The 21,341-nt window shown below is 46.9% G+C and carries 23 protein-coding genes; 12 read left to right on the top strand and 11 right to left on the bottom strand.

The window, feature by feature from the left end:
- The first annotated feature begins 444 nt into the window (after positions 1-444).
- Positions 445-1,689 carry an MFS transporter gene (locus F8N00_RS06565; protein ID WP_308101267.1) on the top strand — a complete coding sequence of 415 codons (1,245 nt, stop codon included), beginning with the start codon at positions 445-447 and terminating at the stop codon, positions 1,687-1,689.
- Positions 1,690-1,745: 56 nt separating this feature from the next.
- Here F8N00_RS06565 and F8N00_RS06570 read toward each other — a convergent pair whose 3' ends face one another.
- Complete coding sequence (locus F8N00_RS06570; protein WP_023467787.1) at positions 1,746-2,543, bottom strand: hypothetical protein; 798 nt, start codon at positions 2,541-2,543, stop codon at positions 1,746-1,748.
- Positions 2,544-2,683: 140 nt separating this feature from the next.
- On the opposite strand from F8N00_RS06570, the gene F8N00_RS06575 reads away from it, so the two are divergent.
- The 3 genes from F8N00_RS06575 (at position 2,684) to F8N00_RS06585 (ending at position 5,561) form a co-directional block, all read left to right on the top strand.
- Positions 2,684-3,124 carry an RrF2 family transcriptional regulator gene (locus F8N00_RS06575; RefSeq protein WP_421017942.1) on the top strand — a complete coding sequence of 147 codons (441 nt, stop codon included), beginning with the start codon at positions 2,684-2,686 and terminating at the stop codon, positions 3,122-3,124.
- A gap of 92 nt (positions 3,125-3,216) precedes the next feature.
- Complete coding sequence (locus F8N00_RS06580; protein WP_023467785.1) at positions 3,217-4,230, top strand: hypothetical protein; 1,014 nt, start codon at positions 3,217-3,219, stop codon at positions 4,228-4,230.
- A 26-nt stretch (positions 4,231-4,256) separates the two neighbouring features.
- Complete coding sequence (locus tag F8N00_RS06585; RefSeq protein WP_421017943.1) at positions 4,257-5,561, top strand: LD-carboxypeptidase; 1,305 nt, start codon at positions 4,257-4,259, stop codon at positions 5,559-5,561.
- Between the two features lie 43 nt (positions 5,562-5,604).
- On the opposite strand, the gene F8N00_RS06590 is transcribed toward F8N00_RS06585, so the two are convergent.
- Positions 5,605-5,928: a hypothetical protein gene (locus F8N00_RS06590; RefSeq protein WP_023467783.1), complete on the bottom strand. Its 324-nt coding sequence runs from the start codon at positions 5,926-5,928 to the stop codon at positions 5,605-5,607.
- A gap of 91 nt (positions 5,929-6,019) precedes the next feature.
- Here F8N00_RS06590 and F8N00_RS06595 point away from each other — a divergent pair, with 91 nt between their 5' ends.
- On the top strand, positions 6,020-6,445 hold the full coding sequence (locus F8N00_RS06595) for a DUF2621 family protein (protein ID WP_023467782.1): 426 nt from the start codon (positions 6,020-6,022) through the stop codon (positions 6,443-6,445).
- A 42-nt stretch (positions 6,446-6,487) separates the two neighbouring features.
- Here F8N00_RS06595 and F8N00_RS06600 read toward each other — a convergent pair whose 3' ends face one another.
- Complete coding sequence (locus tag F8N00_RS06600; RefSeq protein WP_035398107.1) at positions 6,488-6,967, bottom strand: CcdC family protein; 480 nt, start codon at positions 6,965-6,967, stop codon at positions 6,488-6,490.
- 16 nt (positions 6,968-6,983) lie between these two features.
- On the bottom strand, positions 6,984-7,682 hold the full coding sequence (locus tag F8N00_RS06605) for a cytochrome c biogenesis CcdA family protein (RefSeq protein ID WP_023467780.1): 699 nt from the start codon (positions 7,680-7,682) through the stop codon (positions 6,984-6,986).
- 220 nt (positions 7,683-7,902) lie between these two features.
- Between F8N00_RS06605 and F8N00_RS06610 the strand changes: the two genes are divergently transcribed.
- The 3 genes from F8N00_RS06610 to F8N00_RS06620 all read left to right on the top strand — a co-directional run bounded on the left by F8N00_RS06610 (position 7,903) and on the right by F8N00_RS06620 (position 9,760).
- Positions 7,903-8,097, top strand: coding sequence for an aspartyl-phosphate phosphatase Spo0E family protein (locus F8N00_RS06610; RefSeq protein ID WP_023467779.1), 195 nt, complete (start codon positions 7,903-7,905; stop codon positions 8,095-8,097).
- Positions 8,098-8,159: 62 nt separating this feature from the next.
- Positions 8,160-8,579: a hypothetical protein gene (locus tag F8N00_RS06615; RefSeq protein ID WP_421017944.1), complete on the top strand. Its 420-nt coding sequence runs from the start codon at positions 8,160-8,162 to the stop codon at positions 8,577-8,579.
- A gap of 296 nt (positions 8,580-8,875) precedes the next feature.
- Entirely contained in the window at positions 8,876-9,760 is an 885-nt protein-coding gene (locus F8N00_RS06620) for an SH3 domain-containing protein (protein WP_421017945.1), read from the top strand.
- Between the two features lie 56 nt (positions 9,761-9,816).
- Here the strand turns inward: F8N00_RS06620 and F8N00_RS06625 are convergent, their stop codons facing one another.
- The 7 genes from F8N00_RS06625 to yneA form a co-directional block, all read right to left on the bottom strand.
- Positions 9,817-11,580 (bottom strand): ABC transporter ATP-binding protein, encoded by a 1,764-nt coding sequence (locus F8N00_RS06625; RefSeq protein ID WP_023467776.1) that lies wholly within the window; start codon positions 11,578-11,580, stop codon positions 9,817-9,819.
- Positions 11,577-13,328 (bottom strand): ABC transporter transmembrane domain-containing protein, encoded by a 1,752-nt coding sequence (locus F8N00_RS06630; RefSeq protein ID WP_058265201.1) that lies wholly within the window; start codon positions 13,326-13,328, stop codon positions 11,577-11,579. The genes F8N00_RS06625 and F8N00_RS06630 overlap by 4 nt, the downstream gene beginning before the upstream one ends.
- Positions 13,329-13,448: 120 nt before the next feature.
- A complete protein-coding gene (locus tag F8N00_RS06635) occupies positions 13,449-13,679 on the bottom strand; it encodes a YneF family protein (protein WP_012370001.1) in 231 nt (76 codons plus the stop codon).
- Positions 13,680-13,802: 123 nt separating this feature from the next.
- On the bottom strand, positions 13,803-15,791 hold the full coding sequence (gene tkt, locus F8N00_RS06640) for a transketolase (protein WP_421017946.1): 1,989 nt from the start codon (positions 15,789-15,791) through the stop codon (positions 13,803-13,805).
- 255 nt (positions 15,792-16,046) lie between these two features.
- Positions 16,047-16,283, bottom strand: coding sequence for a DUF896 domain-containing protein (locus tag F8N00_RS06645; protein ID WP_023467773.1), 237 nt, complete (start codon positions 16,281-16,283; stop codon positions 16,047-16,049).
- Between the two features lie 113 nt (positions 16,284-16,396).
- The gene (locus F8N00_RS06650) at positions 16,397-17,050 is read right to left on the bottom strand and encodes a YneB family resolvase-like protein (protein WP_029341251.1); all 654 of its coding nucleotides are present in this window, start codon (positions 17,048-17,050) and stop codon (positions 16,397-16,399) included.
- Positions 17,051-17,095: 45 nt separating this feature from the next.
- Positions 17,096-17,383, bottom strand: a complete 288-nt coding sequence (gene yneA, locus F8N00_RS06655; protein ID WP_023467771.1) for a cell division suppressor protein YneA — start codon at positions 17,381-17,383, stop codon at positions 17,096-17,098.
- Positions 17,384-17,594: 211 nt separating this feature from the next.
- Here yneA and lexA point away from each other — a divergent pair, with 211 nt between their 5' ends.
- The 4 genes from lexA (at position 17,595) to glpK (ending at position 21,145) form a co-directional block, all read left to right on the top strand.
- Positions 17,595-18,209, top strand: coding sequence for a transcriptional repressor LexA (gene lexA, locus F8N00_RS06660; protein WP_023467770.1), 615 nt, complete (start codon positions 17,595-17,597; stop codon positions 18,207-18,209).
- Positions 18,210-18,240: 31 nt separating this feature from the next.
- Entirely contained in the window at positions 18,241-18,711 is a 471-nt protein-coding gene (locus F8N00_RS06665) for a metal-binding protein (RefSeq protein WP_421017947.1), read from the top strand.
- A gap of 186 nt (positions 18,712-18,897) precedes the next feature.
- Complete coding sequence (locus tag F8N00_RS06670; protein ID WP_023467768.1) at positions 18,898-19,599, top strand: MIP/aquaporin family protein; 702 nt, start codon at positions 18,898-18,900, stop codon at positions 19,597-19,599.
- A gap of 43 nt (positions 19,600-19,642) precedes the next feature.
- Positions 19,643-21,145, top strand: coding sequence for a glycerol kinase GlpK (gene glpK / locus F8N00_RS06675; protein ID WP_023467767.1), 1,503 nt, complete (start codon positions 19,643-19,645; stop codon positions 21,143-21,145).
- Positions 21,146-21,341 lie beyond the last annotated feature (196 nt).

The raw sequence follows: 21,341 nt of genomic DNA on the forward strand, positions 1-21,341 counted from the left end.
TTAGTCTCGTGGGCTCGGAGATGTGTATAAGAGACAGGTCATGTATGGTAGTTCCTTTCACCGATATATTCAAAAGTCCGATCAATCTTTTTCGCAACTAGTCTATCATACCGAATTTTCAAGGTCTCGTCCATTTCACTTCATTGACTCAATTTTCAGATTAAATGTTGACAATTCATCACGATCTTCTTTACGATGACTAGGAAGTTCACTATTACAGAAGGAGGAGACGTACAATGGTATTCCATCAAGCCCGGACATCTGTCCACACTATCTTTGTATCGGCTACAACTGTACGTCACCCAATCGTTTAATTTTTAATTAAGCAGGGTGTGCGTATGCGTATACGTACATGCTGCCCTCTTATATTAGGACGGGTATGCCCATATTTGTGCGTATCCGTCTTTTCTATTGTCTAAAAACGGAATATAAGGGGTTTTCACTATGTTTAACGCACTCAAACAGCTCGATCGCAACATCTGGATCCGGTTCGTCGGGGAAACGATCACGGGGATCATGATGTTCATGATTGCACCATTTTTAGTTCTTTATTATGCGGATCGACTCGATTCCTACTTCTTGGTCGGTGTCATCATGGCGACCGGACCAATCATGTCACTCGTCGGCGCCGTCCTAGGTGGTCACTTCGCCGATAAATTCGGTCGAAAACCACTGATGGTCATCTCAATCATCGGGGACGTCATTGCTTTAATCGGCTTCTCATTCGCCGATTCATTCGGACCGCTTCTCGCTTTGAACGCGTTGCTCGGTTTATCGAGTTCTCTGTTCCATCCAGCGGCAAGCGCGATGGTCGCTGACGTCACACCACCAGAACGTCTGAACGAATCGTTCGGTCTTCTGCGGATGGGACATAACGTCGGGGCCGCATTCGGTCCACTTCTCGGAAGTGCCGTCCTGTTCGTCGACCGTTCACTCATCTTCTACTCTGCCGCTTTCGTCTTTTTCCTGTACGGACTCGTTCTCTATTTCTTCATCGAAGAAACGAAACCGGAGTATATCGAAAAGACGGACGAAGTCAAAGTATCACCGCTCACTGTATTGCGGAAGGATCATGTCTTTTTAATCTTCATCGGGGCGGGTGTCTTCATCTCGATGGGATTTGCCCTCGTCGAGAGTATGTTACCGGTCTTCTTGAAGGAAGCACTACCGGGATTACCGACTAAACAAAATCCGTTCCCTTATCTGATGGCTCTGAACGGAATCATGGTCGTCTTATTCCAGTTCCCGATCGCTGCTCGCTTGTCCGGCAAAGCATTCGGAAAAGTCATGTTGCTTGGGGCCTCAATTTTCGGAATCGGCATGATTTTCCTCGCATTCGTGCCGTCTTACCTGTTCTCACTCGGAACGAGTTATGTCGTGCTCGTGACGGTATTGCTTGCGATTTATGCGTTCTATACGCTCGGTGAGATGATCATGTCTCCTGTGCAGATGACGTTCATCGCTTTGATCGCACCAGAACATCTCCGCGGAACGTACAACGGTGCTGCGAGTCTCCAGTGGTTGATTGGCGGCGTCACCGCACCGCTTCTCGGATCGTTATTCCTTGATACCGGAAAAGGTGACTTTGCGCTCGGATTCGTCGGACTGCTATGTTGTGTCTCAGGTGGGGTCTATCTCGCACTCGACCGGTCGATTCAACGTGCGAAACGCTTAACGAAATCAGCTTAAAAAAGCGATGTGTCATGCTCCGACTTTTGTCAGAGCGTTACACATCGCTTTTCTCGTTAAGAGGGTAATTGATTTGCCGCTACGAACGGACCGAACAGGACCGGTAGCGGATCAAGTCGTTGCTGGATTTCTTCAATGAAATTCGTCGATCCACTGACGAAGACAATCGGATCATTCGCCGTGATCATCGTCAAGAATTCGTGCATCTGTTGTTCCCATCCTTCTTGACGAATGTGATGAACGACCATCCCTTTCGTCGTCAAGGATACGACATTCGCTAACATTCGTTCTGCCAGTTCCTCAGCTGAGACATGTAACAATGTCGTTTTTCGACCACTCAAGAGCGCGTGCCTGGCTTCATCGATGACGGCTCCGAGATGATGTTCTTCTGCGATCAACAAAATATCTTGTTGACGCCAATTTTCAGCATGACGGTATTTACAAAAATGGCGGCACGTATCGACGAGTTGATGGTGAACAATTGCCCATGCTTGAAGTAAAGGTGCATCTTCTTTTAGGTCATATTCGATTTGAATAGCTTGAAGAATTTCACGACTGATGATGTCCGGGTACGTCAGCAGAAACGATTTCGTCTGATCGATTTCATTCAGCAAAATCAATTTAAACAGTTCACTCGATTCGTGCTGGTTGGTAATCTGGTTCAGTAATTGACTCAGGCGTAAAATCCGTAATGCGCGAGTTCCGTCCTGAGCTCCTGCTTCTCGAAGCGCGCGCAATTCTTCTTCGTACGTCGCCTCGAGCGAGTCATAGAAGCGCGTCGCGATCCGCAATCCCTTTTGCTCCATCGATGGACCGAGCTGTTGCAAAAGGTGTAATGCCTGATCGAAATGCATAATTTAACCTACCTTTCACCGTCCATTATGCGTGAATCCACCCTCAAAAACAATCTCTAAAATGCATCTTATTTTTTGCACATTGAAAGTTGTAAATGCTTGCGTCCCCCCCTAGTATGTGTGTTAAGTAGGTGATGAAAATGCGCATGACACGTTATACGGATTACGCGATTCGGTCCCTGCTGTTCGCAGCAGCTCATCCCGATCGTTTAGTCCGAATCCAGGAAGTAGCGGATTGTTACGACATTTCTAAGAATCATTTGATGAAAGTAGTCTATCGTTTAGGACAGAGTGGTCTGATTGAATCTGTCCGTGGTCGTGGAGGTGGTTTTCGATTAGCGAGCCCTCCGGATGCAATTCATATCGGTGACGTCGTACAACTGTTTGAACCAACCGTTCATTTTCTCGATCCGCAAGAAGGCATTCACGAGATTCCTTCGCTCAATCCAGCACGTGATGCTTTCGATGATGCCATTGCGGCGTTCCATCAAGTACTCAATAGTTACACAGTACATGATTTGCTACATCCGACAGCTGAAACTCATCCACAAATACTTGAAATGATTCCGAACCGCGATTGAGCGGGTTCGGAATCTTTTTTTATTCCGTCCTCGCTCAATTGCGATTTCTCAAAACGCTCGTGGTATACTTATATAAGAAAGGAGGGGTACAGATGAACCCTCAAGAAGAACTCCATCTCTTATATCTTCGTTTAAAGGAAGAAGAACCCTCCGTTGCACGCGGTGAGGCCTTATGGGCCATCTTTGAGGAAACAGCTGATGATTCACTCCGCTTCCTCTCCTTATGGACATTTTCACAAAATCAATTTGATTTAGGACACTTCCGATCGTTTCTTGTGTCCTTCACGCTCTTGATGGAATGGATCCGAAAAGATGAGATGACACTGACTCCAAAACAAGAACTTGATTTGTACTGGAACTACAAGTCCTACTTGATCTATATGGCAGAACAAGAAGACGTGACGGTCTCGCTTCTCGAAGAAGATCTCGATCGCTTCATCGATTTCTGTGACGCGCATGGCTTTATTCGGACGCGCGACTATATCAGCTTCATGGTCTATAGCAAACTCGGTGACGAGGAACAAGCCGATCATTATCTATCGGAATGGGTTGACGCGCCAAGTGACGAACTTAGTGATTGCCCATCCTGCGAAGCATTTAGCCGGATGACGTATGCGATCGAACGTGGCTTCGAAGATCGTGCCTTGTTACTTTATGCAGCACTTCGGCATGAACGGGGTTGTTCACGGATGCCGGATCAGGCACATCCATACATCCTACCGTTGTTCCTTAGTCGCAAAAAAGAACGCTTCGATTGGAGTGAACGCTTGATCGAAGAAGTCAAACGGGGTGAAACCCTCTTTACAGGTGGCGACGAGCCGTACCACCTATATGCGAAGATGTATTACGATACGAACTATACCTGGTCGATGGAAGAGAAAAAACAATTGATTCCATTCTTGACTGATCGTGGGTATCTTCAGTTCCTACTCGCTCACTATGCGTTCGCCCATCGTCAATCGCTTGGTGAGGAAGCGTCGTATCTCGCAGCGCTTCGGACGAATCTCTATGAGATTGCACAATCTCTCGATCGCCGGATCGAAGGTGTCTTCTACTTGAACCTCGTCGAACGTGAACTAAAACGAATCACCCAGTTCGTTGCTTGAATCTCATTCGTAAAGGAAGTGTCTTCATGTTAGATCATGTCCAGCTCGCTATGCCGAAAAACGAAGAAGATCGCGCCCGTGCATTTTATGCCGGGCTTTTACATATGAAGGAAGTCGAAAAACCGACTGGCGTTCAAGCCAGTGGCGGTGTCTGGTTCGAAGACCATGGTGCAGCACTTCATCTCGGCATCGAGGAGCCGTTCTCCCCTGCTAAAAAAGCGCATCCTGGATTAACCGTCGCTGCGTTCGAAGCCATGAGCGATGCTCTTCAAGCTGCCGGTTATCCGGTTGAGCATGACACACGTCTTGCGCCACGTCGTCGTTTCTTCACAGCTGATCCCTTCGGTAACCGTTTGGAGATCATCGCTGCCCACCTGCCGACGTTAACGCCGAAGAAGTTGACGGATGGTTCTCATGTCCGCTTAATCGCACCAGCCTCAAGCCTCTCGACGGTCGAGATGAAGATCATCGATGGTGCGATCCAGACCCTCGAATCACTTGGATTACGTGTTTCGATCAGTCAACATGCGCGTGCCGTCAATCCGTTCGGTTCCAGTGATCCTGAGTTACGGGTTGCAGACCTCCATGCCGCGTTCGCTGATCCGAATGTTGATGCGATTCTGTGCGTTCGCGGTGGGTTCAGTACGAATGAACTTGTCGACTTACTTGACTACGAATTGATTCGGACACATCCGAAAATCCTTTGTGGCTTCTCCGATATCACAGCACTCAGTCACGCCATTCTAACGAATACCGGCTTAGTGACGTACTCGGGACCAATGTTACGGGCTTTCCGTGATCGCGACGCCTATACGATCGATTACTTCAAGCAAGTGTTGTTTGGAACGGATCCCGTTACGATCAAGCCTTCGGTGCATTGGCGTGATACCGATCGCGGACACGTCATTACGTTACCAAACAAAGGACCGATTCTTTTATCCAATGGGCAAGCAAGCGGTCGACTGCTCGGTGGGAATCTTTGTACGTTAAATCTCCTGCAAGGCACACCGCACTTCCCTGATTTACGGGATACGATTTTATTCCTTGAAGACGATTACGAAGTCCATCCAGCGACGTTCGCCCGTGATTTCGCCTCTTTGATGGCGCAACCGGGTGCCGAAACGATTCGCGGGATCGTCTTTGGGCGCTTCCAGCTCGCAACGAAGATGACGGAAGAGCATCTGCGATATCTGATCTCACTCTATCCAGTCCTAGAGCACGTACCGGTTCTTGCGAATGTCGACTTCGGACATACGAGTCCTTTGTTCACGTTTCCGATTGGTGGTCAGGTTGAACTGCATGACGAGGTCATCCGACTTCATATTTCTTGAATATCAAAAGAAGGAGACGCGGCAATCCGCATCTCCTTCTTTTTTAGTAGTCGAGCAATCTCGAAGCGTCGATTTGACGTTTCGACCCATCCGCGAACATCTCAAGTGTTGCGAAAATCTGGTCATTTGCCCATTCATAGTGAAGTAACGTGAAGTCTTCGAGTGTCGAGACCGTCTTGAACGTTTTCCCGACCGTAAACGCACGCTTCCGGCTCGCATCTTCTGCCGGAACGGTGACGAAGATGACCGTGATCTCTTCGCCCTTCGTATCATAATAGAATTCAACGATCCGACCGTCCGCTGTTTCAGGTAAAACACCTTTACGGGGCTGTCCGGTCTCGTCCAATTGTACGTATGGTTGCAGCATTCTTTCGCCTCACTTTCTCCGTCATTCATCATAGCACGTCCACCTGATTTATGCTAATCTATATTTGATGTGAAAGGGGGATGAGTCGCGCATGGAATGGTTCATGAACGGGATTCTGCTCTGGGGCTTTATCATGATCACACTCATGGCAATTGGCGGGTTTTTCATGTTCCGGAAGTTCCTCAAGAAGTTACCGAAAGAAGACGGTAAATCGATGATGGACTGGGAAGATGAGTACATCGACCAAACACGACATCTTTGGACGGATGAGACGATGGAATTGTTGAACGCTCTCGTCATGCCGGTTCCATCGGCATTTCGTGATGTCGCACGCCGCAAGATTGCCGGGCGGATCGGACAGTTCGCACTTGAAGAACGGGCGACAGAGATGACATCCGAACTGGTCGTCAAAGGATATATTTCTGCGACACCGAAACGCGATCATAAATTCTTGAAAAAAGCACTAACGGAGCACGCCATCGACTGGCGAGACTACGCATTATACTTCCAAAATTGAAGGATGCACGAAAAACCGCCGAAGTCGCCTTCAGCGGTTTTTTTAGTGAGGTAAGTGCGCAACCGGCACGGTGCCCGACTTGACTCGTTTGTATTTCATATACATCGCGAAGCGCCACGGTGCAATCATTCCGAAGGCAACGAGATAAAAAATCCCACCGGTTTCGAAGATATCGATCTGTCCGCCGATGAAAAATTTCGCAACCGTCCGAACGAGTAAGATGCCGAATAAGACGATGAAAAATGCTTTCGAACGTTGCAAATAAATTTGCCCTTCCGCTTCATAAAAATTGGATGTCTTGATCAAAAAGATACTGAAGATGGCTCCAACGAGCAATGCTTCTGCTACCTCCGTCCATGTCAGACGGGATGCTGGGTATAAAAACTGTAGCATCCCCGTCGACATCGCAAAGGGCGGGATCAAGATTTTTTTAGCATTCGTCGGTTTTGCTGATGCCTTCACACGAATGAAGCTGATCAGCAATCCCATGACGAGCGCTACCCCAGTTGATATCCAAATCATCTGATCACTTCCTTGATTAAAATCCAGTGAATCCGACGATGTCACTCATCCATGCTGCGAATTTACTCAAGCCATCAAAATACAGCATGACTCCGAACACCATCATCAAGGCTCCCCCGAATTTTGTTAATTTCAGACTATACTGCACGAACAAGCGCGAACGACCGACGAAGAACGCCATCAATAAGAACGGAATCGAGAAGCCAAGGACATACGCGAGCATGTAGAACATGCCTTGACTCGGATTGGTCGCAGCTAATCCGATGACTCCTGCGAGAATCGGACCTGTACACGGTGTCCAACCGGCTGCAAAACCGATTCCGACGAGTACCGTCCCGACGTATCCTCCTTTTCGTTCCCCGAGATTCAGTTTCTTTTCACGCATCAAGAATGTTGGTTGCCATAATCCGACGAGAACAATCCCAAATACGAAGATGACGAGTGCCCCAACCATCCGTAACGTATCTCGATATGTGATAAAGACATCTGCGAACAACGATGTCGATAAACCGAGTACAACGAATACCATCGCAAAACCAACGAGGAACGCTAACGTATGAAACAAGGATCGCTTTTCTCGTACGCCCCGTTCTTTTAAATCCGTTACCGACACGCCTGTGATGTATGAGAGAAACACAGGATACAGTGGTAGCGTACATGGAGAGACGAAAGATAATAATCCTGCTCCAAACGCTAACCATAATGAGAGCTCCATATGAGCATCCCCTTTCTTTACTACTATAGAAGAAGTTCCTCCTCTATTTTGCCAAACTCCTCTGCATTTAGCACCTATTATCTCACAGAAAGTTGCAAAAGATTCGTGTCCGCCAAAATTACAAAAAAATTACATTTCATCGATTTTACTGAAATCTCATTGCACCTCGTAAATGGACTTGCTAGAATATGGATACGACACCAATGTAAGGGAGACTGCTATGACGACACAACAACTATTGACGTTAGCCATCGAAGCCAAACGTAGCGAACTATATCATCAAGCTGACCAGTCCAGCTTCACCTCCCCGCGTGTTCTACAACTTAGCCATGAACTTGATGTCCTGCTTTTAGAATATTCACGGACAGTCCAAAACTACACCATTCACGGTTCGAACGAACCGCTCTTATCTTAATGCACGATTTGGTCAGCATTCGAGTGTGAATGCTGACTTTTTATTTCTGATGGAGGTGCTTCATGTCCGCTCTTACACTCATTGCTAGTTCTCGTTCCCTCTATATACCTGACGATCTCCCTCAACTATACGTACATAAGATCGAGCCGCTTGAATATGTCTCATTGAAGCGCGGTCGATTCACGATGCATTACTTGTATACGATCGAAGGTGCCGATCAGTGGGAGTTCATGATTTATCTACAGCGTTATATGGAAGAAGGAGATGTCCTCGAGCTGCTCTATATCGAAAATCAAAATGACAGCATGCATGACCATCTACCGTCCACTCCGCTACTAGAGCCAATCGAAATCAATATTCGCCAGCGAACGTACCAAACGATTCACGGCACGTTTCAACTTTCCGCTAACGATTGGATGCAGGAATTGTATCATCGTTCTTACCTGACAGCGTTCGGCGTGACGACGATCGTCAAGTATTGATGATCCGTTTCACTTTTTCATCATCAGACGATCGAAGGATTTAACACTTTCCATTTTTAAGGCTTTTTTCTGTTGAATTGTGCGAATTTTTTATATTCAGTAAGCCAAAAGACCTATAAACGTCCGTTTTTCATAATCAGTATGTCCTATCGATGACAAAAACCGTCCTTTTGCAATCTTGTTGTCACAAAAGCTCGGTTTGTAACTCGAATGACATTGACCTGTAAACGCACAGGTCAGATTTGCCGTGTAAAGTAGGAACAGTAAACACAGCATATGTCAGGAGGACATCAATAATGAAAAAAGCAGTTTTCGCTGCCGGTCTTGCAGCAACAGCTCTATCAGTAGGATTTGCCCAAGAGACAGAGGCTGCCTCAGAAACGGTAACAGTAAATACACCAGTACTCAACGTACGCACAGCACCTACAACTGCATCAGCAGACGTAGGCAATGTATATAAAGGTCAAACATTAAATGTCGAAGGACGTTCTGGCGCATGGATCAAAACAACAGTTAACGGTCAAAAACGTTATGTCCATGGTGCGTATACGTCTGCAGCAGGCTCATTCGACTTTAAAAAAGCGACAGTTACTACGGCAGTATTAAACGTCCGCACACAACCAACGACAAGCTCGAAAGATGTCGGTAACCTCTACAAAGGCGAAAAAGTCAACGTAGAAGGTAAAGTTGGTGCATGGATCAAAACAACAATCGATGGTAAAACGCGCTACGTACACAGCGACTATACTTCACTCGCTGGCGTATCGAAAGCACCAGCAGCAAAAACACAACCTGCTGCGAAGCCAGCACCAAAAGCAGCAGCTAAACCAGCAACTGCAACAAAACAATCAACACCTGCAAAATCAGGTACGAAAGTGACGATGAACGTCAGTGCTTACACAAACGACCCATCTAACAACGGTAGCCAACTCTACAACGGTCGTGCGTTGACAGCAAGCGGTTATGACGTTACAAATACGATCACGTACAATGGTATGCGTATCGTAGCAGCTTCTTCACAATACCCAATCGGTACACGTATGCACATCGAAGGCATTGGTGAAGCAATCGTACTCGACCGTGGTGGCGCAATCCAAGGTAACAAACTTGACCTTCTCGTTGGTTCACAACAAGAAGCACTTAACTGGGGACGCCAAAACGTCACAGTTACAGTCTACTAATCAAAACAAACAACCTGCCGGGCGAGACCGCCTGGCAGGCTTTTTTTATGTCTTTTTTAAGAGACCGTGACATGACCGGATTGCAGTTGATACATCTTCTTATACAGACCATCTTGTGCGATCAATTCTTGGTGATTTCCTTGCTCGATCACTTCCCCTTGATGCAATACAAGAATCAAATCTGCATCTTGAATCGTCGATAGACGGTGGGCAATAGCAATCGTCGTCCGCCCTTGACGCATCCGTTCAAGTGCGACTTGCACTTTCTCCTCTGTCTCCGTATCAATCGAACTGGTTGCTTCATCAAGAATCAGGATTTTCGGATCCCGCGCCATCGTGCGTGCAAATGAGATCAACTGACGTTCCCCAGCTGAGAACGTCGCCCCCCGTTCCGCAACGGGACTGTCATATTGATGATCCAGTTGATTGATGAATCCGTCCGCTTGTACGAATTTAGCAGCTGCTTCGACACGATCAAAGGAAATCGAACTATCGAATAATCGAATGTTGTCCGCGACCGTTCCCGTGAACAAGAATGAATCCTGCAACACGAGTCCGACATGCTGTCGTAGTTCTTCTTCTGATAACTGCTCAAGCGGTTGACCATCGATCAAAATCCGACCCGATTGGTATGCGTAAAAGCGCATCAAGATATTGATGATTGAACTTTTTCCACTTCCCGTATGACCAACGAGGGCAATCGTCTGTCCTTTTTTCGCCTCGAACGAAATTCCTTTCAAGACATCTTTCTCTCCGTCATAACTAAAGCGCACGTCTTCAAAGACGATATGTCCTTCCGATACTCGTGCATCTCCTTCGAGTTGTTTCGTTGGTTCCGGCTCATCCGTATCGAGGACCTTGAACACACGGTCTGCTGAGACGACAGCTTGTTGGAACTCGGACAACCGTTGCATGATTTGCTGAACCGGTTGGAAAATCCGCTCCATGTAGCTGATGAAGGCATAGACGACACCGACTTGGACCGTTTGCGAGAACGATAGGACACCGAAATATGTTACGAGTGTTGCGATCGAAACCGCCAGTAACAATTCAATGATTGGTCGCAGTAACCAACTATCGAGCTTCAAGTTCTTATAACGTCCATTTTGGTGGGCGACGTTCGTCTCCTCGAACTCTGCCATTAAGCGTTTTTCTTGGCGGAATTGTTGGATGATTGCCATCCCGTTGATGGATTCGTTCAGTTGGGCATTGATTTTCGATAGTAAATCGCGGACTTCCGCGTAATACTTCGTCGAATACTTCCGGTAAATCCAAATGATGAAATAAAACAGCGGTAACAATAGTAACGCAATCGTCGCGAGTCGCGGCTCTAGCAGATAGAGGAAGATATATGTTCCAATCAACTGAACGCCGCTTTGCACGAATGTCGACAGGACACCGATGTAGAGCTCCTTGATCGCTTCCGTATCGTTCGTGATCCGGGACACGAGCACTCCAGCAGGCGTCCGGTCAAAATAGGCAAGCCGTAAGTGCATGACGTGCCGGAACACATCAATCCGTAAGCGTTGAATGACTTGCAAGGCAATCTTTTGGAATTCGAACGCCTGTAAGTAATCGACGATGATCCCTGTCGTATGCAGTAACAAGTACGCTGTAAACAAAAGTGCGACTTCTTGTACGGGATATGTACCCGGTGCGACGTATTCATCAATGAAAATCTTGACGAGATACGGTCCCCCGAGTTTTGCCGCTGTCGTAATGAACAGCAGGATGAAGGCGATACTGACCTGTTTTTTGAACGGTTTGACGAAATCAAGTAATCGTTTCAGGACGGCTTTTTCATTGATATCATGATTCATTCGGAACGCCCTCCTTGTTCGACGAGTGATTCTAGTTGCTGACGATCGTACGTCTCTTTATACCAACCGTCATGAGCGAGTAACTGCTCATGTGTGCCTCGCTCGATGATCCGACCGTCTTCAAGGACGATGATCTCATCGGTATGTGACACAGCCGATAACCGGTGGGCAACGATGATTTGTGCCTGATCGTGATCCGCCGTGCGGAAGTGGTGGATGATCGCTTCCTCAGTTTTGGCATCAACCGCAGATAAGGCATCATCGAGCACTAAAATCGGACAGTCTGCTAGTAATGCCCGGGCAATCGAGATCCGTTGTTTTTGACCGCCGGATAACGTCACCCCACGCTCCCCGACCATCGTCGCGTACCCTTCCTTAAACCCAAGAATATCATCATGAACCGCTGCGATCCGAGCTGCTTCCATGATGTCTTCCATTGATGCGTCCGGTTTTGCAAAGGCAATATTGTCAGCAATCGACGCGGAGAATAAGAAATGATCCTGTGGAACGATCGCTACTTGACGACGGACGGTGTCACGCGTCAATTGTTTGATGTCTCGTCCACCAATCGTGATGGCGCCTTGTTTGACGTCGTATTCGCGAGACAATAAGCGAACGAACGTCGATTTCCCGGCACCTGTCTTCCCGACGATGCCGAGCGATTTACCAGGCTTCAACGTCACATCGATGTCTTGTAAGACCGGTTGTGTATCATAGATGAAACGCTCAATCCCAACGTGGAGTTCTGGTGAGGAAACACTTGTTGCTGCTTCTTTCGCATCTTTAATTTCCGGTTCGATCGCAAGCATTCGCTCGATCCGATCGTAGGAAGCACGACCACGTTCGACGATGTTGAACAACCAACCGAAGGCAAGCATTGGCCATGTCAATAAACCAAGATATGTAGTGAATGAGACGATGTCACCAATTCGGATTTCACCTTGTTGTAACAGATATGCACCATATCCGACAGCGATGATGTACGATAGACCGACTAATCCAAAAATCGTCGGATCAAATAATGCATCGATTTTTGCGACACGACGGTTCTTTTGGACGACGTCATCCGATAGATCCGTAAACGTCTGCACGTCAGATTCCACTTCCCCTGTTGCTTTTAAGACGCGGACACCACTAATACTTTCCGCGACCTTGTCATTCAAATCGGAGAAGGCTTCCTGCGCGTCATGAAAACGCGAATGTAACATTTTCCCGTAGCGTGACGTCAAGTAGACCATCAGCGGCATCGGTAGAAGTGATACGAGCGTCAATTTCCAACTGATCGTCGTGACCATCGTGATGATGACGAAGCTCCCCATCGTCACCGAGTCGACGAGCGTGAGAATACCGGCACCTGCTGTCATCGATACCGCCTGTACGTCGTTCGTCGCATGCGCCATCAAGTCCCCGCTCCGATATTTCTTATAGAACGATTGATCCAAATCTGAAAAATGTCCATACAGTTGGCTGCGCAATAATCGACCGAGACGAATCGATGCTCCAAAGATATAAAAGCGCCAAAAATAACGAATGATATATGTCGCGACCCCGATGAGCAACAACGTACCTGCGAGACGAATCAAATCATCTTTCGTCAAGCTTCCCTCACTCAGACCGTTGACCGTCGTCCCGATGATTTTTGGCGGAATCAACTCTAACGCCGCTACAAAAATCAAACTGACGACCCCAAGACTATACGCTTTCCATTCTCGTCGGAAAAACCAACCGAGTTTCCTGAAGACTCCCATTCAAGTCTCCCCCCTTTTTTAAATCCTATGATTATTTGAAATAGTCTCACATTTTAGATTAGTTCTCTTTCTAAAAAATAGCAAATAAAAAGGAGACCATTTGGTCCCCTTTCGTACAGCTTATTTTTTAGGTGATTTCATTGAACCACTCATTGAACGCATCACTTGGTTGACTTTCTTTTGTGATGGCTTTTGACCCATTTGCATCATCAATGTCTTAATCATATCTTCGTTGATTGGTGGGTTTTGCTCCAAGTAGTTCATCATGTATCGACGAGCGATATAGAAACCAAGGGCGACACCTGCTACCAAGCAAAGAAGGGCAATTAAAATCCAAATCCATGTAGCCAAGTTGCTTCCTCCTCTAACTTAAAACGTCGCTTTTTACTATACTATAATTCCAATTGTTTGCATAGATGATAATAGATGAAAAACGAGCCCGACGTAAGATCGGACCCGTTTTTCCGGAAATGATTACCCGAGTTGCTTGACTGTCGCTAAAACGTTCTCAACAGACATGCCGTATTCTTTCAAGAGGAAGTCTCCAGGAGCAGATGCGCCGAAACGATCGATTCCGATGACTTGTCCTTCTGTTCCTACATATTTGTACCAACCGAGTGAAGCCCCTGCTTCGATTGCTACACGTTTCGTGATGTGTTTCGGAAGAACTGATTCTTTGTACTCTGCTGACTGTGCTTCGAATACTTCCCATGATGGAAGCGAAACGACAGCTACTGATTCACCAAGTTCTTTTTGTGCTTCAACAAGAAGGTGCACTTCTGAACCCGTACCGAGCAAGAGCGTATCAGCTTTCGTGACGTCACCAGCGATGACATAACCACCTTTTTCAGCGCCTTCCGTCGTCGTACCTTCAAGTTCAGGAAGACCTTGACGTGTCAAGACGAGAAGTGTCGGTTTGTCATTCGCTTGTACCGCTGTTTTCCATGCTGCGATTGTCTCTTTTCCGTCTGCTGGGCGGTAGATCGTGACGTTCGGCATTGCACGGAAGCTCATCAAGTGTTCGACTGGCTCGTGTGTTGGACCATCTTCACCGACAGCGATCGAGTCGTGCGTCAAGACGAAGATTGATGGAAGCCCCATTAATGCTGCTAAACGAACAGCTGGACGGAGGTAATCCGAGAAGACGAAGAATGTCGCACCGTAAGGAATGACGCCGCCGTGAAGTGCCATACCGTTGACAGCCGCAGCCATTGCGAATTCACGTACACCGAACCAGATGTTACGACCGCTTGGGTCGATATCGAAGTCTGCTTCGCCTTTGAGCATCGTGTTGTTCGATCCTGCAAGGTCAGCTGAACCACCGAACAATGTCGGAACGTTCTTCGCAAGACCGTTCAAGACTTCACCACTCGTTTGACGTGTCGCTTTTTTCGATGACAAGTCGTACGTCGGAAGATCTGCTTCCCAGTTGCTTGGCAATTCGTTTGCGATCGCGCGAACGAGTTCCGCATGCAATTCTGGATGAGCTGCTTCGTATTGTTTCATCGTTTCGTTCCATGCGTCTTCCGCAGAAGCACCACGTTGGACGATCCGCTCGTCGAACAATGATTTGACTTCTTCAGGGACGTAGAACTCTTCGTGATCCCAAATGTAGCTAGCTTTCGTCAATTTGATTTCCGCTTCACCGAGTGGTGCACCGTGAGAAGCCGACTTCCCTGATTTGTTCGGTGAACCGAAACCGATGACTGTCTTGACTTCGATCAATGTTGGTTTTGTCGTCTCTGCTTGTGCCGCCGCGATTGCTTTCGAAATCGAATCGATATCCGTTCCGTCTTCTACGCGAATGACTTGCCAGTTGTACGCTTCGAAGCGCTTCTGGACGTTTTCAGAGAATGATTTATCGAGATCGCCATCAAGTGAGATATCGTTTGAATCATACAATACGACCAATTTACCAAGACCAAGGTGACCTGCGAGTGAAGCCGCTTCAGCTGAGACACCTTCCATTAAGTCTCCATCTCCACAAATTCCGTATGTGAAGTGATCGACGACGTTGAGATCGTCACGGTTGTATTTTGCTTCAAGATGACGTTCTGCCATCGCCATACCAACTGCCATTGCAATCCCTTGACCAAGTGGACCTGTCGTCGCATCTACACCAGCCGTGTGACGGTATTCCGGGTGACCTGGTGTTTTTGATCCCCATTGACGGAATGATTTAAGATCATCCATTGATAGATCATATCCCGATAGGTGGAGGAGTGAGTAGAGAAGCATCGAACCGTGTCCGGCTGAAAGTACAAAACGGTCGCGGTTGAACCATTCTGGATTTTTAGGGTTGTGGTTCATATGATCCGCCCAAAGCGAGAATGCCATCGGCGCTGCTCCCATTGGCATACCTGGGTGACCCGAGTTCGCCTTTTGTACGGCATCAATCGATAAGGTACGAATCGTATTAATTGCTAATTGTTCTACTGTCGTCATGTTCGTCAAAACAATCATCCTCTCTCTTTTTCACAAATTCCTACTCATTTTAGCACACTCTTAAATGTGATACAACTTTTCTAAATAGTATGTCACATTAAAATGAATGCGCTATCTATAGCCGTTCTATCGACTCATACAGGATGCATGAATTGATGAAAGATCGTTATTAAGATGTATTGCTATCGTGCAATGTTTCCTCATCTAACAGCGCTAAACAAAAAAGAGGTCCGCTTAACGCGAACCTCTTTCTTCTATAGAAGAAACAAACGATTATTGTTTATTCCGTTCTTCTTCTTGTGCTTGTTTTAATTTCTCTGGTGTTACGTCCGTACCTTCTTCATCAACAATCTTCATGCCCATGAGTTGGTTTTTGAACGATCCACGGAATGCTGCGAGATACGCTGCACGTAACTCTTTTTGCTCTGCCGCTTCTGCTTCTGATAACGGCTCGACTTTTGATTTATTCGCTAATGCGTTGATTCGATCTAATTGTTCTTGTGATAACATGGAATCCCTCTTTCTGTACGACTCAAACTTGAGTAGTTCAATTGTATTCTTACTGTAAAAGAGCTTACTAAAAAAAGCAAGTTAACCGCGTCAGTCGACGGGTTACTTGCTTCTCATTCCGGGCTAGGCGTCAATTCGCGGTATTCAAGGTATCGACGATTGACCGTTGCCTTTGAAATATCATGTCCCATCCCGCGAAGCGTAATGGCGATATCTGAAAACGTCAGTCCGAGTTCACGGAGACGTACGATTTCTTCGATCGGTACGTCCTTTCGGCTACGCCCGGCGTTCTCTCCTTGGCGATTCAGATTTCGTTCCGGGCGAAAGCCTTGTTCGACCGCTCGCCGCATGCCGCGCGCGATTTTTGCATTATGCAATTTCCGTTGATATTCTTCCACGAGTGAGACGATCTCAAGGACCATCGCTTCTGCATCAGCAAGTTGGTATTCTCCATCGGAATCAAGTGTCATCAACCGAACACCGTGCTTCTTAAACGTGTGCAAAATAGCGATTTTCGCATTCCCTCGACCAATCCGTGTGTCATCCGTTACGAGGACCGCATCTACCGCATCACGTGTCACATGATCAAGAACCGTCAGCATCCCTTCCCGATCGACGTCATATCCACTCTCTTTTTCAGAGACGACATCCACGACATCAAAACCCTTTTGAGACGCGACCTTCGAAAGTTCCATCCGTTGGCGTTCAATCGAACTATCTTGTGCTTCTTTTTCGGTCGACACCCGACAATAAATCACGACCTTCATCGTACCTCACATCCCTGTTCGTTCTTTCACAACTTTTCCATTTTGTCATTGTTGTGCGATTGGTACAACGATTTTGCTTTTTGAGATGACGTGTTTTGTCTCGACATCATTATTTTTAATCAACCAGTTGACGTATTCTTCATCTGACATCGAACCGTCATTGTAGACTTCAGCGATTTGTTCAACTGTAGCGTTCTCATCGACCGTAACGGAAGCAGTCATTAGTTGCGCCACTTTTTCATCCGGGCGCGGTGTGAGTAAAAAGATCACGAAGGCAATACTTAATGCATAGAAGAGAATTGAAAAAGCATGAGTACGAATCGTATGAATCATCATGAATCCCTCCAAATATGAAATGAATGAGTTAGAATAAACGTTCGCGGAACAATTGTTCGCATAACTCATAATAAACACAGAACCCGTGTTCGGTCAACACAAAATGTCGAACAATTGTTTGTACGCTCATTTGTTCTATGTTATAGTGAATCTAGAAACATATATTCTTACATTTCAAACTTCAATCCAGAAAGAGGTGGCAATTCGTATGCGGAAAATGTCTAAGCGCCAACAAGAGATTCTCGACTACATCGTCTCTGAAGTGAAACTGAAGGGGTATCCACCATCAGTTCGTGAAATCGGAGAAGCAGTCGGACTCGCGTCTAGCTCGACGGTACACGGTCATTTGGATCGACTCGAGAAACGGGGAATGATTCGCCGTGACCCGACGAAACCACGTGCGATTGAGATATTGCTTGATAAGCCTGAAGAAATCACGGAAGCCATCGTCCATGTTCCCGTCATCGGGAAAGTCACAGCAGGTCTTCCGATTACAGCGATTGAAAACATCGAAGAACAGTTCCCACTCCCTGCACATTATGTAGGGAACGAGACGGTCTTCATGTTGACGATCGATGGTGAATCGATGATTAACGCAGGTATTCTTGACGGCGATCGTGTCATCGTGCGCCAACAAAACACAGCAGAAAACGGAGAAATCGTCGTAGCTATGACCGAAGATAGCGAAGCGACGGTGAAACGGTTCTTCTTAGAAGATCAACAGGTACGTCTACAACCAGAAAATGACTCGATGGATCCGATGTATTTCGATAATGTCTCCATTCTTGGTAAGGTAATCGGCGTGTATCGGACGATTCATTGACGGAGGGACCAGTTACGACTGGTCTTTTTTCATGCCATCAGGAAATGTACATGATACCGTCAATACCGTCGCACTGACGGGTTACGTTGCGTATTCGGTCGCAACGCAACAAACCGATTGGTTACCGACTGCCATCGGTATCGCTGTCGGTACCCTTTGGTTGTCACCCGACCTCGATTTAAAGTCAGAACCGTATTATCGCTTTGGACCATTTCGAGTTCTTTGGATGCCGTATGTCAAGATCATGCCTCACCGATCGATCTGGTCGCATGGAATGATCATCGGAGACATCATTCGGCTTCTTTATAGTGCTGCGATTCTGATTCCCCTACTATTTATAAGTCTATATTTTCAGGTTCTTGATTCTGCTACGATTGATTCGTGGTTTGCTTCCTTGCCTGCATTCATCGTTGGCATCATGGTGGCGAGTACGATTCATATCCTACTAGATTATTCCAGCAGTTGGTTTCGACCTAAAAAAAGAAAAAAACGTCGTCGGTAACACCTCTTTTGCTTGCTTGCAGGCAGGAAGAGGTGTTTTCTTATCCACTTTTTCGTATCTTTAAACATCAAAATAAAAAATTTCCATTCCTATATTTCAATTATATGTATTGAAAACGTTCTCAAATCGGAGTAATTTAAAGTAGAAAGGCCATTATCTGCTTTAATCCAAAGGGAGGGTTTTTGCATGAATAACTTTGTACTAGAAATGATCGGTACGATGATCCTCATCCTGCTCGGGGATGGAGTCGTCGCCGGTGTCGTCTTGAAAAAGACGAAATCGGAAAACAGCGGATGGATCGTCATCACGTTCGCTTGGGGTCTTGCTGTCATGACAGCAGCATTCGTCGCTGCTGAAAGCGGAGCACACTTGAACCCCGCATTGACGATTGCACTTGCTTTGAACTCTGACCTACCGTGGGCAGACGTTCCGATCTACATTGCCGGACAACTTGTCGGAGCTTTCATCGGCGCCATTCTCGTTTGGCTTCATTACATGAAACATTTTGAAGCGACTGATGATCAAGCCGCAAAACTCGGTGTGTTCGCAACAGGTCCAGCGATTCGTCATACGCCGTCGAACTTGATTTCTGAGATCATCGGGACATTCGTTCTCGTCTTCGGTATCTTGGCACTTGGTTTAACGACGTTCGGAGACGGCTTAAAACCACTCATCGTCGGTTTACTCGTCGTCGTCATCGGTCTATCGCTCGGTGGTACAACAGGGTATGCCATCAACCCGGCTCGTGACCTTGGACCGCGTATCGCGCACGCTATCCTACCGATTCCGAATAAAGGTTCATCTGACTGGGGCTATTCATGGATTCCTGTCGTTGGTCCAATCATCGGTGGAGCGATTGCCGTGTTCATCTATCAATTGATCTACTAAGATCACGTCTCACTAACACATACCGCTCAAGGGGGATTTCGAAATGGAAAACAAGTATATCCTAGCACTCGACCAAGGTACGACAAGCTCACGTGCGATCATCTTCGATCACGATGGGAAAATCGTCAACTCGGCACAACGGGAATTCAAGCAATACTTCCCACAACCAGGCTGGGTCGAGCATGATGCAAACGAAATCTGGGGTTCGATTCTTGCCGTCATGGCCGAAGCACTCGGAACAGCAGATATCAAACCTGAGCAAATCGCCGGAATCGGCATTACGAACCAACGCGAAACGACGGTCGTCTGGAACAAAGAAACAGGTAAACCGGTCTATCACGCACTCGTTTGGCAATCGCGTCAAACGTCTGGTATCTGTGACGATTTAAAAGAACAAGGTTTGAACCAGAAGTTCCGCGATAAAACAGGACTTCTGATTGATGCCTACTTCTCTGGAACGAAAGTCAAATGGATCCTTGATAATGTCGAAGGTGCGCGGGAGCAAGCAGAGAACGGTGAATTGCTCTTCGGTACGATCGATACGTGGCTCGTTTGGAAACTGTCTGGTGGAAAAACGCACATCACGGACTACACGAACGCTTCACGAACATTGATGTATAACATCTACGAACAAAAATGGGATGAAGAGTTACTCGATATCCTCGGTGTTCCTGCTTCGATGTTGCCAGAGGTTCGTCAGTCGAGTGAAGTCTACGACAAAACGGTACCGTATCACTTCTTCGGTTACGAAGTGCCAATCGCTGGTATTGCGGGTGACCAACAAGCAGCACTCTTCGGTCAAACGTGCTTCGAAGCAGGTGAAGGGAAAAACACATACGGAACAGGTTGCTTCATGCTCATGAACACAGGTGAGAAAGCTGTTTCTTCTGATCATGGACTCTTGACGACGATCGCTTGGGGCGTCGATGGAAAAGTGGAATATGCGCTGGAAGGTTCGATTTTCGTCGCCGGTTCTGCGATCCAGTGGCTCCGTGATGGACTCCGGATGCTGAAAAATGCGAAAGATTCAGAAGGTTACGCAACGAAAGTTGACTCAACAGACGGTGTTTATGTCGTTCCTGCCTTCGTTGGTCTCGGTGCGCCGTACTGGGATTCAGATGTTCGTGGCGCAATCTTCGGGTTAACACGCGGAACAGATAAAGAGCATTTCGTTCGGGCAACGCTTGAATCACTCGCTTACCAAACACGCGACGTGTTAACAGCGATGGAACAAGATTCTGGGATCGAACTGAAGACACTCCGTGTCGACGGTGGTGCTGTAGCCAACAACTTCTTGATGCAGTTCCAATCGGACATTCTCGGCGTTCCTGTCGATCGTCCGCAAATTAACGAAACGACAGCACTCGGTGCAGCTTACCTTGCTGGATTAGCTGTTGGTTACTGGAAAGATAAAGCGGAAATCAAACAACAATGGAAGCTGGATCACCAGTTCAAACCAGAGATGAAAGAAGACGATCGTGAGCAACGCTATGCTGGATGGCAAAAAGCAGTTGAAGCGACAATGGTCTTCAAACCATCAAAATAAAACAATTGACCCGGTTCCTTTTGCAGAGGGACCGGGTTTTTGATATCCAATAATATAAAAAACCACTCTTCGCTTTATTGCAAAGAGAACTCAGACTGTAGACAAAAGAGCTGACTCCAAAAAATGATGCGTTTTTTCACGCCCTTTCCTCAGGCGAGACACCAGCCAGTTTTCCTGCTTCATTCAAGCAGGAAAG

Origin of the sequence: Exiguobacterium sp. A1_3_1, from assembly GCF_048985645.1 — a bacterium.
Classification (GTDB): Bacteria; Bacillota; Bacilli; order Exiguobacteriales; family Exiguobacteriaceae; genus Exiguobacterium_A; species Exiguobacterium_A indicum.

Coding starts and splice junctions, on each gene's coding strand:
- F8N00_RS06565 (WP_308101267.1), top strand. CDS start 445: ATGTTTAACGCACTCAAACAGCTCGATCGCAACATCTGGATCCGGTTC.
- F8N00_RS06570 (WP_023467787.1), bottom strand. CDS start 2,543: ATGCATTTCGATCAGGCATTACACCTTTTGCAACAGCTCGGTCCATCG.
- F8N00_RS06575 (WP_421017942.1), top strand. CDS start 2,684: ATGCGCATGACACGTTATACGGATTACGCGATTCGGTCCCTGCTGTTC.
- F8N00_RS06580 (WP_023467785.1), top strand. CDS start 3,217: ATGAACCCTCAAGAAGAACTCCATCTCTTATATCTTCGTTTAAAGGAA.
- F8N00_RS06585 (WP_421017943.1), top strand. CDS start 4,257: ATGTTAGATCATGTCCAGCTCGCTATGCCGAAAAACGAAGAAGATCGC.
- F8N00_RS06590 (WP_023467783.1), bottom strand. CDS start 5,928: ATGCTGCAACCATACGTACAATTGGACGAGACCGGACAGCCCCGTAAA.
- F8N00_RS06595 (WP_023467782.1), top strand. CDS start 6,020: ATGGAATGGTTCATGAACGGGATTCTGCTCTGGGGCTTTATCATGATC.
- F8N00_RS06600 (WP_035398107.1), bottom strand. CDS start 6,967: ATGATTTGGATATCAACTGGGGTAGCGCTCGTCATGGGATTGCTGATC.
- F8N00_RS06605 (WP_023467780.1), bottom strand. CDS start 7,682: ATGGAGCTCTCATTATGGTTAGCGTTTGGAGCAGGATTATTATCTTTC.
- F8N00_RS06610 (WP_023467779.1), top strand. CDS start 7,903: ATGACGACACAACAACTATTGACGTTAGCCATCGAAGCCAAACGTAGC.
- F8N00_RS06615 (WP_421017944.1), top strand. CDS start 8,160: ATGTCCGCTCTTACACTCATTGCTAGTTCTCGTTCCCTCTATATACCT.
- F8N00_RS06620 (WP_421017945.1), top strand. CDS start 8,876: ATGAAAAAAGCAGTTTTCGCTGCCGGTCTTGCAGCAACAGCTCTATCA.
- F8N00_RS06625 (WP_023467776.1), bottom strand. CDS start 11,580: ATGAATCATGATATCAATGAAAAAGCCGTCCTGAAACGATTACTTGAT.
- F8N00_RS06630 (WP_058265201.1), bottom strand. CDS start 13,328: ATGGGAGTCTTCAGGAAACTCGGTTGGTTTTTCCGACGAGAATGGAAA.
- tkt (WP_421017946.1), bottom strand. CDS start 15,791: ATGATTGTTTTGACGAACATGACGACAGTAGAACAATTAGCAATTAAT.
- F8N00_RS06645 (WP_023467773.1), bottom strand. CDS start 16,283: ATGTTATCACAAGAACAATTAGATCGAATCAACGCATTAGCGAATAAA.
- F8N00_RS06650 (WP_029341251.1), bottom strand. CDS start 17,050: ATGAAGGTCGTGATTTATTGTCGGGTGTCGACCGAAAAAGAAGCACAA.
- yneA (WP_023467771.1), bottom strand. CDS start 17,383: ATGATTCATACGATTCGTACTCATGCTTTTTCAATTCTCTTCTATGCA.
- lexA (WP_023467770.1), top strand. CDS start 17,595: ATGCGGAAAATGTCTAAGCGCCAACAAGAGATTCTCGACTACATCGTC.
- F8N00_RS06665 (WP_421017947.1), top strand. CDS start 18,241: ATGCCATCAGGAAATGTACATGATACCGTCAATACCGTCGCACTGACG.
- F8N00_RS06670 (WP_023467768.1), top strand. CDS start 18,898: ATGAATAACTTTGTACTAGAAATGATCGGTACGATGATCCTCATCCTG.
- glpK (WP_023467767.1), top strand. CDS start 19,643: ATGGAAAACAAGTATATCCTAGCACTCGACCAAGGTACGACAAGCTCA.